This is a genomic window from Bacillus sp. NSP9.1 (genome assembly GCF_000465465.2).
GTDB lineage: Bacteria > Bacillota > Bacilli > Bacillales > Bacillaceae > Bacillus > Bacillus sonorensis_A.
The window spans coordinates 2,420,930-2,433,475 of record NZ_CP048273.1 but is presented as its reverse complement, the minus strand read 5'-3'; the positions used below and the strand labels follow the sequence as shown (position 1 = coordinate 2,433,475).

Below are 12,546 nucleotides of genomic sequence, written 5' to 3'. Positions count from 1 at the left end.
ACAATGGATGCAACAGATAAACAAGCCGTTTTCGCCGCACTTTCCTATCTCCTCTCCTACCCTGATGAACAGTGGAGAAAAGAACGCTCTGAATGGCAAACCATGATCAATCAGATACAGCATCAGCAATTGAAAGAGAAATTGCTTTCATTTATGGAGGAGGCGGCTCTCTATTCTCCGGAAGAGTTGATCGAAACATATGTATACACATTTGATTTCGGCAAAAAAACGAACCTTTATGTCACCTACTTCAATTCCGGAGAACAGCGGGAACGCGGGATTGAGCTCTTGCAGCTGAAAGATTTATATCAGCAATCAGGTTTTCAGCCGACAGAAAAAGAGCTTCCTGACTACCTTCCGCTCATGCTGGAGTTCGCCGCATTGGCCGACCGCGATCAAGCGGCGGCTGTCTTTCAAAAGTATGCGGGGAATCTTGAAGAGCTGAGATTGCAGCTAAGCGAAAATGAAAGCATCTATGCCGCGCTGTTGGACGGATTGTTTATAGGATTGGCGGAAATCGGTGTTGAAAGGACTGTACAGCCATGATCGAACAAATTCTTTGGGTCATTCTCCCCTATATTGTCCTGACGATCTTTATCGGCGGTCATATTTACCGCTACCAGCATGATCAGTTTGGCTGGACGGCCAAATCAAGCGAAATGCTCGAAAAGAAAAAGCTGGCGCTTGGCAGCAGCCTCTTTCATTGGGGAATCTTCTTTGTCATCGGCGGACATGTGATGGGGATTTTAATTCCGGAAAGCTTTTATGAGACAATCGGCGTCTCAGAACATCTTTATCATAAAGTCGCCATCGGTTTCGGACTGCCGGCAGGAATTGCTGCACTATCGGGACTCATCATTCTTGCTTACCGGAGAGTGACTGACAAACGAATCCGGAAAACGAGTTCAGCCGGCGATTTGATCACGTTAGCGGCCTTATTGTTCATGATGATAACCGGCCTTGCGTCAACTTTCCTCAACATCGATTCAAAAGGATTCGACTACAGAACGACAATCGGACCTTGGTTCCGTGGAATCTTCATGTTTAAACCGGATCCCTCGCTTATGGCAAGTGTACCGATCTGGTTTAAAATTCATATCGTCATGGGCTATGTCATATTCATTGTCTGGCCGTTTACGCGGCTTGTCCATGTTTTCAGCATGCCGCTGAAATATTTGACAAGAAGCTATGTCGTCTACAGGAAACGGGCGCCGCGCAAAAGCATGTAAACCATCTCCCTAAAGCCAAAATGGCTTTAGGGATTTTTTTCTCTATAAGGCAAGCTACCCATCTTTTCAGCAAATCATACGATAAAGCAAACAGTTAGAAAGGAGCGTTTTTGCTTGTATCCATACGATTATATATATGACCCGTACCGTCAGCAGTTCCCGCCCGGTCCTCCTCCTGGAGCAGGAGGACCGCAGCAGCAGGTTTTGCCTCCTCCCCCAAGCCAGCTTCCTCAAGACACCGGCGGCCCTTCGGTTTTTGCCGTTGACCCTGGAGGAATCAGAAGATGCCTGTTCAGATTTACGTACATCCGTTTAAGGAACGGCGCCCGCTTTTGGTTTTACCCGGTTTTTCTCGGTAGGCGTTCGATCGCAGGCTACCGCTGGAGGCCGCGGCAGTTCCGCTGGGTGTACTTCGGGATTGACCTGAATGAAATCACATCTTTCAGCTGCCAATAAGAAAAAGGCGTCATCTACAAGACGCCTTTTTCATCTTTTATTTTGATTTAAGTGTTTCCTTCTCATCTTCCCAAGCCTCTGTATTCTTCAGCCCCGGTATAGAGCTCGCTTTAAAGACCGGATTCTTCCCTTCTTTACGCTGTGCTGTATAATCCTTGAGCACTTTGGCCGCGATTCCTGACAGGAGGAGAATCGCGATCAGGTTGATGATGGCCATTAAGCCCATGAATAAATCGGCCATGTCCCATACGAGCTGAAAGCCGGAGACGGATCCGAAAATCACCATTGCGACAACTGCCGCGCGATAAACGGCAAGCGCCGTTTTGCTCTTTTTAATAAATTCGATATTTGTTTCACCATAGTAGTAGTTCCCGACGATTGAGCTGAAAGCGAACAGGAAAATCGCCACGGCGACAAACGCAGGCGCCCAGCTTCCGATATGATGCTGCATCGCTGCTTGTGTAATCTGAATGCCGTCAAGCTCTTTGCCCGGCGTCAAATTGAACAAAAGGATCATAAAGGCTGTCGCACTGCAGATGACAATCGTATCAAAGAATACACCGAGCGTTTGGATAAAGCCTTGTTTTGCGGGGTGAGACACATTGGCAGTCGCCGCCGCGTTCGGCGCGCTTCCCATTCCGGCTTCATTTGAAAATAAACCGCGCTTGGCACCGATGATGATGAGCGATCCCAAGGTACCCCCTGCGATCTGTTCGATGCCAAACGCATCCTTCACGATCATGGCAAAGACAGCCGGCAGCTGCGAAATGTTCGTCAGTACGACGTAAAGAGCCAAGGCAAGATAAATGATGGCCATGACGGGAACAATTAATTGCGTGACTGTTACAACCCGTTTCAAGCCGCCGAAAATAATAAATCCGGTCAATACCGCAAGAACAATTCCGACCGTTGTTTTATCAAGGTTGAAAGCCCCTTCCATGGAGCCGACGATCGTATTGGCTTGCACCGCATTAAAGATCAAGCCGAATGTAATCGTAATTAAAACGGCAAAGATAATGCCCATCCATCTGGCGCCGAGCGCTTTTTCCATGTAATAAGCCGGACCGCCGCGGAAATGATCGCCGTCCTTTACTTTATAGACTTGGGCCAATGTGCTCTCGACAAAGCTTGATGCCATCCCTACAAGAGCGACAACCCACATCCAAAAGACCGCTCCGGGTCCGCCGGTCGCAACAGCCAGCGCCACACCGGTCAGGTTTCCCGTTCCTACCCGCGAAGCTGCTGAGATAAAGAAAGCCTGCAAAGACGAAACGCCTTGCCCTTTCTCTTCTTTTTGGCCGACAATACGAAACATCTCAAAGAAATAACGAAATTGGACAAATCTCAGTTTAAAAGTAAAATACAGTCCTATACCTATTAATATATAGACTAAATAAGTCCAAATAAAACCGCTTGGGACATTAATAATTTCGCTTAAAATTTCTTCCATAGCACCCTCCTGCAACAAACTGATTTTGATGTTAAGTTTCCTAACATGATAGGATTATATCATAATCATGACGCAAGCAAAACTAGATAGAATTTTCTGTTTTTTAATCCTGTATATTTATGGCGTCATCATTACTTTAGTCCCGATTCTCATTATAACAGAGATACACGTGTAATCATATATAAAAAAGCGCTTTCATTGTGATGGTCCTCGAAAACCCAAGGAATTTGTCAACAAATAAAGCAAAACTGTCACAAAAAAATCATCTTTTATTATCTAATAAAATATGTTAAGATTATGAGACGTTAAGGGGATGAGATCTGATGAAAAAGACATTGTTACTGCAATTGTCTATGTTCTTTTTAGTCATTGCGAGCCTTCATTCGTTCTCAATGCCCCAGATGCCGGCAAATCATCATGTACAAAAAGCCGCAGTTTCAGGCGATGAGCTTCACGAACTGTCAATCGGCAAGCATGGTGAGGAAAAGGCTAAATCATTATGGAATTCACTCGGGTTTCGAATTGAATTCATACTGCTCTTAATCTTAGCTGCCGCTACCAGTCAAGTTTACATTCTGAACCGGCGGAAAGAACATCTGAAGGCATTTATGCTCGCAGTTTTCTATCACTCTTCTTATTTCGATAAAGCGCATGTTCTAAAACCATAACCATACTAAAACAGGAGGTTTTTAAACATGTTATTTATCATAAGAATGGTGATTATCGGGCTCTTTTCATTGACAGCTTTAAACTTGTTTGTATTTCAAGGAATTGAATTCATGCACGCGATTACCGATCTGTTTAATCGCCAGGACAGCTGAATGATATTTGCAGTGCCCCAAAAAGTTAGACAATAAAATTTCATGAAACAGTTTGATTGGCATGAGTCCGGCATTGCACGGATTCATGCCTTTTCATTTGCTCTTCATCCGTTTAGTGATTGAACTGAATCGCTGTTTTATAGTGGAACATCCCTTTTATAGTCTGACACACAGTTTTTCGCCTCCTTTAAAAACTATTAAATTTTTTCGAAAAATTTTAAACATCTTTTCGACAAATGCCGCGGCTTTACCTCAAATCTACACATATAAGATATAATACTCCTGTACCAATTACTTATAGAAAGAAGATGTTCATATGAGTAAAGTATCTGAAAAAATTGCTTTTGTTACCGGCGGCGGCCAAGGAATTGGTGAAGCAATCTGCAAACGCTTGGCAGAGGACGGATTCGCTGTTGCAGTTGCTGATTATAATGAAGAAACTGCAACACAAGTTGCTGAGGACATTAACAAGCTTAACGGCAAAGCAATCGCGGTTAAAGTAGATGTTGCTGATCGTGATGATGTTTTTAAAGCTGTCGATGAAACAGTAAAACGTCTTGGCGGTCTTGATGTGGTGATCAATAATGCAGGTCTTGGACCAACCACCCCTATTGAAAGCATTACATATGAAGATTATCGGAAAGTCTATGATGTTAATGTTGGCGGTACTTATTGGGGAATACAAGCAGCTGTAAAAGCCTTCAAAGAACTTGGACACGGCGGAAAAATCATTAATGCTTCTTCTCAAGCCGGTCAAGTCGGCAATCCGGGCTTAGCCGTTTACGGCGGAACAAAGTTCGCTGTTCGCGGTATCACCCAAACGGCAGCAAAAGATCTAGCTGAGTTAGGTATTACTGTAAACGCCTTTTGTCCGGGTATCGTAAAAACGCCGATGATGATGGACATTGCACAGCAAACCGCTCATGAAGCAGGCAAGCCATTTGAATGGGGATTGGAGCAATTCTCTCAAAATATTGCATTAAAACGCTTATCCGAACCGGAAGATGTAGCGGCATGCGTTTCCTACCTTGCAGGACCAGATTCAGATTATATGACTGGTCAAGCACTTATCATCGATGGCGGGATGGTGTTCAATTAAGGTTAAAACAACCTGCACGGATCAGCTGAACGAATGTCTTCACTCTGAACCAAATATTAAGTAATAACGTAAAAAGAGGCTGGGACATAACCAGCCTGAAATACTCAAAAAGAGTCGGATGATCAAAAAACGATCTCCGGCTCTTTTTGATGGTTGATTTTATTTTTTAAATTCCTCACTAAATGCCAAGGAGGCAATGTTGTAAATCCGCGTTTTGCTGGTGATCCCCCTAGACCTTGTCTGACAATTGGAGTGCAGTTTTATCTCACTCCTGTTCATGTTTGCTAAGCCAGACATCTGTTACTTTTCCGGCTTCATCTTCGTCGATGATGAATGAACCGTTGCTGTACCGGTCATGCAGTTTGATTTCTTTGACAAGCATCTCCTCTGCGGAGCCTTTTTCAGTTTGAATCATGATCTGGTCATGATATGAGCAGGCAAGCAGTCCGGCGATGCGGTGAGGTTTTTTCTTCAGTTCCCGCAGCATGAGAACGCCCCGTTTGGCCCGCGAGGTTTTTTCGAATTCGCTGCGATTCATTCGCTTGACTGAGCCGCGCTGTGTGACGAGGACGAGCACATCTGATTCCTCTAAAATCTGTCCTGAGACGACAAAATCGCCTTCTTTTAAGTTCACGCCTTTAACACCGGCCGCTCTGGCGCCGACAACACTGATTTCTTCCTCTGTGAACCATAAGCCATAGCCTGTATGTGTAGCGATGAATACGTCTTTCGTCCCGTCTGTGACATGGACATCGACCACTTCGTCATCGCCTTTTAAATTAAGCGCGACCAAGGCTTTTGAATAACGCTGTGCTTTATATTGAAGAAGCTGCGTTCTTTTCGTCATTCCGTTTTTCGTGAAAAACAGAAGATATTCCGACTCGGTAAATTCCCTGACAGGAATCGCTTTGACGACAGACTCATCACTGTCAATGGAAATGATGTTCGTAATATGCTGACCAAGGTCTTTCCACCTGATATCCGGCAGCTGGTGAACCGGACAATACACATAGCTTCCTTTGTTCGTAAACAAAAGCAGCACATCTGTCGTGTTCATTTCCAGTTGGCAAAGCAGACGGTCGGTATCCTTCATGCCGAAATCCTGTCCGTTTGAAGCGGCAAACGATCTTTGGCTTGTACGTTTGATATAGCCGTCTTTCGTTACGGTTACATAGACGTCCTCTGAGGCTACCATTACTTCAAGGTTGATTTTGATCTCTTCGATCTTTTCTTCGATCACAGAGAGCCTCTCGCCTGCATAGGTTTTTTTCAACTTTTTCAAGTTGTCTTTGATGACCTTCAAAAGCTTCCGATCATTAGAAAGGATCGCTTCCAGCTCCTGTATTTTCCGATTCAGCTCTTTCGCTTCTTCCTGCAAAGCGGTTATATCGGTGTTTGTCAATCTGTACAGCTGCAAGGAAACGATGGCTTCCGCCTGCGGTTCTGTGAATGCGAACTTTGCAATCAAGTTGTTTTTGGCGTCCCGCTTATCATTTGAAGAGCGGATCGTCGAGATGACTTCATCGAGGATCGACAGTGCTTTCATCAATCCTTCGACGATATGATGCCTTTCCTTCGCCTTTCTCAGCTCATACTGAGAACGATTGGTGATCACTTCTTTCTGATGCTCGATATAGGCATCTAAAATAGAAGTGAGATTCATCAGCATCGGTCTTCTGTTATGGATGGCGACCATGTTGAAGTTGTATGGAATTTGCAGATCCGCATTTTTATACAAGAAATTCAAAATACCTTGTGCATCCGCTTCTTTTTTCAGTTCGATCACGATTCTGAGACCTGTGCGATCGGTCTCATCGCGGACTTCGGAAATTCCTTCAACTTTGCGCTCAATCCGGAATTCGTCGATTTTTTTCACTAAATTTGCTTTATTGACTTCAAACGGAATTTCCGTGATGACAATTTGCTGGCGGCCGCCTCTAATCGTTTCGATCTCGGCTTTTCCTCTGATGATGATTTTGCCTTTTCCGGTTTCATAGGCCTTTTTAATGCCTTCTTTCCCCTGGATGATGCCGCCTGTCGGAAAATCGGGCCCTTTGACAAGCTCCATGAGTTCATCAACACTGCAGTTGGGCGAATCGATTCGTTTAATGACGGCGTCGATCACTTCTCCTAGGTTGTGAGGCGGGATGTCTGTCGCATATCCCGCGGATATTCCCGTCGATCCGTTCACAAGCAAATTCGGGAACATCGCCGGCAGAACAACAGGCTCCTTGCTTGTATCATCAAAGTTCGGCACAAACTCGACCGTTTCTTTATCGATGTCCCGCAAAAGCTCTGAAGCAATCGCCGAAAGCCTCGCTTCTGTATAACGCATCGCAGCGGGCGGATCGCCGTCGATGCTTCCGTTGTTTCCGTGCATTTCAATCAGCACGTTGCGAACCTTCCAATCCTGGCTCATCCTCACCATCGCTTCGTACACGGAACTGTCCCCGTGCGGATGGTAGTTCCCGATCACATTCCCGACCGTTTTCGCGGCTTTGCGGAAGTTTTTGTCATGCGTGTTTCCTTCCGCGTGCATGGCGTATAGAATTCTCCTTTGCACCGGCTTCAGTCCATCGCGCGCATCAGGAAGCGCCCGGTCTTGAATGATGTATTTGCTGTATCGGCCGAAACGGTCGCCGATCACGTCTTCCAATGGTAAATCATGAAAAATCTCTGGCTGTGCCATTTATTTAAACCTCCTCAGCGACCGATAAGTTCTCATTTTCCAAAATATTGCTTTCTTCATCAAGTCCGAAAGCGACATTTTTCTCAATCCACTTTCTCCTCGGTTCAACTTTGTCCCCCATCAATGTCGTTACGCGCCGTTCAACGCGGGCCGCATCATCGATTTTGACCCTGACGAGCGTCCTTGATTCAGGGTTCATCGTCGTTTCCCAAAGCTGATCTGCATTCATTTCTCCGAGACCTTTATAGCGCTGTATCGTATATCCTTTTCCGACTTTTTTCAGAACATCGTCCATTTCTTCATCAGACCAGGCGTACTCAACGATTTCTTTTTTGCCTGAGCCCTTGCTGACCTTATAGAGCGGCGGCAGCGCGATAAACACTTTTCCGTGCTCGATCAGCGGTTTCATATAGCGGTAGAAAAAGGTTAACAGAAGCACCTGGATATGCGCACCGTCTGTATCGGCATCCGTCATGATGATGACTTTGTCATAGTTGATGTCTTCAATATCAAAATCGACGCCGACGCCCCCGCCTATCGCATGAATGATCGTATTAATTTCTTCATTTTTGAAGATATCGGCAAGCTTTGCTTTTTCTGTGTTGATGACCTTTCCGCGGAGCGGCAGAACCGCCTGGAATTTCCGGTCTCTTCCCTGCTTGGCTGAACCGCCTGCAGAATCACCCTCAACAAGATACAGTTCGTTTTTAGCCGGGTTTCTTGATTGGGCAGGCGTCAGTTTACCGCTTAATGTCGCTTCCGATTTTTTTCTCTTTTTGCCGCTTCTCGCTTCTTCTCTTGCTTTTCGGGCTGCTTCCCTTGCCTGTGAAGCTTTGATGGCCTTTTTCACAAGCAAAGTCGCGGTTTCTCTATTTTCTTCAAGGAAATAGGCGAGCTGCTCGGAAACGATAGCGTCAACCGCTGATCTTGCTTCACTTGTGCCGAGCTTGCCTTTTGTCTGTCCTTCAAACTGAAGAAGCTCTTCCGGTATGCGCACAGAAACGATCGCAGACAATCCTTCTCTGATATCCGTTCCTTCCAGATTTTTGTCCTTTTCTTTTAACAGCGCAACCTTTCTCGCATACTCGTTGAATGCTCTCGTCATCGCTGTTTTGGCTCCGGACTCATGGGTCCCGCCGTCCTTCGTCCTGACATTGTTGACAAAGGACAGTATGTTTTCGGAATAGCCGTCATTAAACTGGAACGCGAAATCGACTTCGATCCCGTTATGTTCGCCTTCAAAGGAAACCACTTCGCAAAGCGCGTCTTTTTCTTCGTTCAAATAAGCGACGAAAGCTTCGATGCCGGTTTCATACAAAAAAGTTTCTTTCGTTTGATGGCGTTCATCAATCAGCTCAATTTTTAATCCTTTTAATAAAAAGGCTGATTCTCTCAGCCGTTCTGAAAGCGTTTCAAAGTTATAGGTCGTCGTGCTGAACATCTTGGGGTCCGGCTTAAAATGAATCAGGGTGCCGGTTTTTTTAGTCGTTCCGATTTTCTCAAGGGATGTTACCGGTTTACCGCCGTTTTCAAACCGCTGTTTGTAGACATTTCCGTCCCGTTCGATCGTCACCGTCAGCCATTCGGACAGAGCGTTGACGACGGATGCACCGACACCGTGCAGACCTCCGCTCGTTTTATAGCCGCCTTGGCCGAATTTACCTCCTGCGTGAAGGACGGTTAAAATAATTTCCGGAGTCGGTTTGCCGAGCTTATGCATTCCTGTTGGCATTCCCCGGCCTCTGTCTTGCACCGATATGCTGTTATCTTTATGTATTTTCACTATAATGTGATCCCCGTGGCCCGCCAGAACTTCGTCAACGGAATTATCGACGATTTCATAAACGAGATGGTGCAAGCCGCGGCTGTCCGTTGAACCGATGTACATGCCGGGGCGTTTTCTGACCGCTTCAAGGCCTTCGAGCACCTGTATGGAATCATCATTATAGTCAACCTGCTGTTTTTTAACCAAATGCATAAACCCCTTTCAAAAATCAAACATTGCTTATAAAGAATAATACACACTCTGACATGCAAATCAAAGCGATATCCGATTTTCTTTCGACCGCTTCAAAGATTTGTCATGATTTCGTTAACCTTTAGCCGATTGAATGACAGACGTCATTTTACACGAATCTTTCGGCACAATACAAGGCTGTTTAAAAGTATTTGGAAAATCATTCTTAAAAAAACTGTCCAAGACTTATTGTATCTGTTTCACAATAAATCGCAAACATAATCTCGTATAAAAAAGACAAAAACCCTTGTTTTTTCAAGGATTTTTGTCTTTTTTATGCCGATTTGGTCAGCGCATGGGCCACTTTTATGCACAAATCCATAACGACTGTATAGCCCTTTTCACTCAGCAGCTGATATGCGTCTTCATTGACAAGTCCCTGCTGCGCCCAAAACACGTCGGCATCGATCTCCAAAAACTCCTCAGCGACATCTAAAAGATGCTCAGATCTTCTAAACACATTAACGATATCCACATGTCCTTCAATATCCTTTAAAGACGCCACAGCCTTCACTCCGAGCGCTTCATCGATAGTCGGATTGACGGGGATAATATCATAGCCCGCTTCCTGCATCGCTTTTGAAACCATGTACGACGTTCTCTCCGGATTGTTTGAGAGGCCGACGACCGCGATTCGCTTGCTGTTTTCAAGAATCTTTTTAATTTCCTGTTTAGATGGGTTTTCCATACCGCTCACTCCTTTATTTATTAGTTTACACGAAAACAATCGCCGCAATCAAAATTTTCATATGATTGCATCGCATTATCCTGTATGATATATACGGGTACATACCAATAAAAATCCTCAGAGAAGGTGCCTCTCATGTTAAAATAAAGAGAAGGGATCATCTAAAAAGGAGAAATGAAATGTTTATTGCTTTATTATTTTTGTTAGCCTATCTACTCGGCAGCATTCCGTCCGGCTTGATTGTCGGAAAAGCTGCCAAAGGAATTGATATCAGAGAACACGGCAGCGGCAATCTCGGAGCCACCAACGCATTCAGGACGCTCGGCGTTAAAGCGGGCTCGATTGTCATCGCCGCGGATATCTTAAAAGGGACGCTTGCCGCTTTTTTGCCGGCCATCCTGCACGTCGGCGTTCACCCTTTATTTGCGGGAGTGGCCGCGGTGATCGGGCACATGTTCCCTGTTTTCGCAAAGTTTAAAGGCGGAAAAGCTGTCGCTACCTCAGGAGGCGTATTATTGTGCTATCAGCCTCTATTGTTTCTTACCATGGTCGCTGTGTTTTTCCTGTTTTTGTATATGACAAAGTATGTATCGCTTTCATCCATTTTAACCGGCCTGTATACCACCATCTACAGCCTGTTCACAAAAGACCTCTTTTTGGTGGCGGTCGTCGTCGTTCTTACGGTGTTTGTCATATACAGACACAGAATGAACATTAAGCGGATTATCGATAAAACCGAACCGAAAATAAAATGGATGTCCGGTAAAAGGTAGATGCCTTTCATCAATCGGTTCAATCATTATATACTATAAAGGCAGCACATATTTGAAATGAATGATAAAGGAGAGTGCTTGCTCGTGAATTTGAAAATTAATGAAGATGCGCTGAATTGGTATAAGGACGAGCTTGATTTGAAAAAAGGGGATCAGGTTCGCTTCTTTGTCCGTTACGGCGGTTGCAGCAATGTTCAAAAAGGCTTCTCCCTCGGTGTTTCAAAAGATGAGCCTCAGCAAATCGGGGCGAGCGCAGAAGCAGATGGGATTACGTTTTTTATCGAAGAAAGCGATGTCTGGTATTTCGACGGCCACGATTTGCTCGTCACGTACAATGAATCATCTGAAGAACCGGTTTTTGAATATCAGTAAAAAAAGAACGCTTAAATGCGTTCTTTTTGATGGGATTACGTTTTTTATCGAAGAAAGCGATGTCTGGTATTTCGACGGCCACGATTTGCTCGTCACGTACAATGAATCATCTGAAGAACCGGTTTTTGAATCAGTAAAAAAAAAGAACGCTTAAATGCGTTCTTTTTTTATCGTTTTTCAAGCCGAAAGCGTTCGATATGGCTGAAGAGCTGTTCTTTTTTTAAAATGTCGATTTGCTTTTTCCCCAGCAAATCAAAATGGGGAAATTCGCCTCTTTTGTGAATCCACTCTTCTTTCAAACCGTACTTTTTGCCCCATGCGGCAAGCTTTTCAATGTTTTGGCAGCCCGCTTTTGTCACGGTGCGGGCCTCAGGAAACCTGTCATCAATCCAATAATGCGTCAGAAAGGCGATTTCCCCGTTTAATACCGCTTGTTTCCATTTGTTCAGCTCGCGCCTGGTGATTCCAAAGGCCATTTATTTTTTCGCCTCTTCGTACGCCTGATGCCATTTTGGATAAAGTTTACGGAATTGAAGCGGCTTGAAGCTGTCCTGGTCGACGCAAATATGGGAAGACGTTCCTTTCACAGCCGTTTCTCCGGCAGAGTTTAAAATCTCATACCCATAGACCGTTTTAAATCCATTGTAATCTTCAATCCATGTATGTACCATCGCGGTTTCTCCATAGCGCAGCGGTTTGACGTAGCGGACATTGACATCCACGACAGGAGAAAGCACACCGTCTTTCTCCATTTCGGCATAGGAAAAACCGAGTTCTTTTATTAAAGCCGTCCGGCCCACCTCCATCCAAATCAGGTAGTTGGCGTGATACACAATACCCATTTGATCTGTTTCAGCATAGCGTACTTCTATTTCTTTTTTTGAGACGTACAAATTCCTTCTACTCCCTTATCAGCAATGTATAACTCTATTTTAGCATAAGGTATGACCAA

Annotated in this window: 15 protein-coding genes; 9 read left to right on the top strand and 6 right to left on the bottom strand. The window is 44.8% G+C overall.

What is annotated here, in order from left to right:
- Positions 1 to 3 precede the first annotated feature (3 nt).
- From narJ to M654_RS12690, 3 genes are all read left to right on the top strand, one after another.
- Positions 4 to 546 (top strand): nitrate reductase molybdenum cofactor assembly chaperone, encoded by a 543-nt coding sequence (gene narJ / locus M654_RS12700; protein ID WP_026587263.1) that lies wholly within the window; start codon positions 4 to 6, stop codon positions 544 to 546.
- On the top strand, positions 543 to 1,229 hold the full coding sequence (narI, locus tag M654_RS12695; RefSeq protein ID WP_026587262.1) for a respiratory nitrate reductase subunit gamma: 687 nt from the start codon (positions 543 to 545) through the stop codon (positions 1,227 to 1,229). The genes narJ and narI overlap by 4 nt, the downstream gene beginning before the upstream one ends.
- A 114-nt stretch (positions 1,230 to 1,343) precedes the next feature.
- Positions 1,344 to 1,685 carry a hypothetical protein gene (locus M654_RS12690; protein ID WP_026587261.1) on the top strand — a complete coding sequence of 114 codons (342 nt, stop codon included), beginning with the start codon at positions 1,344 to 1,346 and terminating at the stop codon, positions 1,683 to 1,685.
- Positions 1,686 to 1,722: 37 nt separating this feature from the next.
- On the opposite strand, the gene M654_RS12685 is transcribed toward M654_RS12690, so the two are convergent.
- The gene (locus M654_RS12685; RefSeq protein WP_026587260.1) at positions 1,723 to 3,135 is read right to left on the bottom strand and encodes an alanine/glycine:cation symporter family protein; all 1,413 of its coding nucleotides are present in this window, start codon (positions 3,133 to 3,135) and stop codon (positions 1,723 to 1,725) included.
- Positions 3,136 to 3,458: 323 nt separating this feature from the next.
- Between M654_RS12685 and M654_RS12680 the strand changes: the two genes are divergently transcribed.
- The 3 genes from M654_RS12680 to M654_RS12675 all read left to right on the top strand — a co-directional run bounded on the left by M654_RS12680 (position 3,459) and on the right by M654_RS12675 (position 5,055).
- A complete protein-coding gene (locus M654_RS12680; RefSeq protein WP_026587259.1) occupies positions 3,459 to 3,803 on the top strand; it encodes a hypothetical protein in 345 nt (114 codons plus the stop codon).
- A gap of 27 nt (positions 3,804 to 3,830) precedes the next feature.
- Complete coding sequence (locus tag M654_RS24135) at positions 3,831 to 3,956, top strand: hypothetical protein (RefSeq protein WP_256860391.1); 126 nt, start codon at positions 3,831 to 3,833, stop codon at positions 3,954 to 3,956.
- Between the two features lie 316 nt (positions 3,957 to 4,272).
- The gene (locus tag M654_RS12675; RefSeq protein ID WP_026587258.1) at positions 4,273 to 5,055 is read left to right on the top strand and encodes a (S)-acetoin forming diacetyl reductase; all 783 of its coding nucleotides are present in this window, start codon (positions 4,273 to 4,275) and stop codon (positions 5,053 to 5,055) included.
- 265 nt (positions 5,056 to 5,320) lie between these two features.
- Here M654_RS12675 and parC read toward each other — a convergent pair whose 3' ends face one another.
- The 3 genes from parC to M654_RS12660 form a co-directional block, all read right to left on the bottom strand.
- A complete protein-coding gene (gene parC / locus M654_RS12670) occupies positions 5,321 to 7,744 on the bottom strand; it encodes a DNA topoisomerase IV subunit A (protein ID WP_026587257.1) in 2,424 nt (807 codons plus the stop codon).
- Between the two features lie 4 nt (positions 7,745 to 7,748).
- Positions 7,749 to 9,716 (bottom strand): DNA topoisomerase IV subunit B, encoded by a 1,968-nt coding sequence (gene parE / locus M654_RS12665; RefSeq protein WP_026587256.1) that lies wholly within the window; start codon positions 9,714 to 9,716, stop codon positions 7,749 to 7,751.
- A 319-nt stretch (positions 9,717 to 10,035) separates the two neighbouring features.
- A complete protein-coding gene (locus M654_RS12660) occupies positions 10,036 to 10,449 on the bottom strand; it encodes a CoA-binding protein (RefSeq protein ID WP_026587255.1) in 414 nt (137 codons plus the stop codon).
- Positions 10,450 to 10,628: 179 nt separating this feature from the next.
- On the opposite strand from M654_RS12660, the gene plsY reads away from it, so the two are divergent.
- The 3 genes from plsY (at position 10,629) to M654_RS12645 (ending at position 11,748) form a co-directional block, all read left to right on the top strand.
- Complete coding sequence (gene plsY, locus M654_RS12655; RefSeq protein WP_026587254.1) at positions 10,629 to 11,222, top strand: glycerol-3-phosphate 1-O-acyltransferase PlsY; 594 nt, start codon at positions 10,629 to 10,631, stop codon at positions 11,220 to 11,222.
- Between the two features lie 84 nt (positions 11,223 to 11,306).
- Positions 11,307 to 11,594 carry a HesB/YadR/YfhF family protein gene (locus M654_RS12650; RefSeq protein WP_026587253.1) on the top strand — a complete coding sequence of 96 codons (288 nt, stop codon included), beginning with the start codon at positions 11,307 to 11,309 and terminating at the stop codon, positions 11,592 to 11,594.
- Positions 11,581 to 11,748, top strand: a complete 168-nt coding sequence (locus tag M654_RS12645; protein WP_163170535.1) for a hypothetical protein — start codon at positions 11,581 to 11,583, stop codon at positions 11,746 to 11,748. Before M654_RS12650 ends, M654_RS12645 begins: the two co-directional genes overlap by 14 nt.
- Positions 11,749 to 11,761: 13 nt before the next feature.
- Here the strand turns inward: M654_RS12645 and M654_RS12640 are convergent, their stop codons facing one another.
- Positions 11,762 to 12,070 (bottom strand): hypothetical protein, encoded by a 309-nt coding sequence (locus M654_RS12640; protein WP_026587252.1) that lies wholly within the window; start codon positions 12,068 to 12,070, stop codon positions 11,762 to 11,764.
- Complete coding sequence (locus M654_RS12635) at positions 12,071 to 12,487, bottom strand: YbgC/FadM family acyl-CoA thioesterase (RefSeq protein WP_026587251.1); 417 nt, start codon at positions 12,485 to 12,487, stop codon at positions 12,071 to 12,073.
- Positions 12,488 to 12,546: the final 59 nt, after the last annotated feature.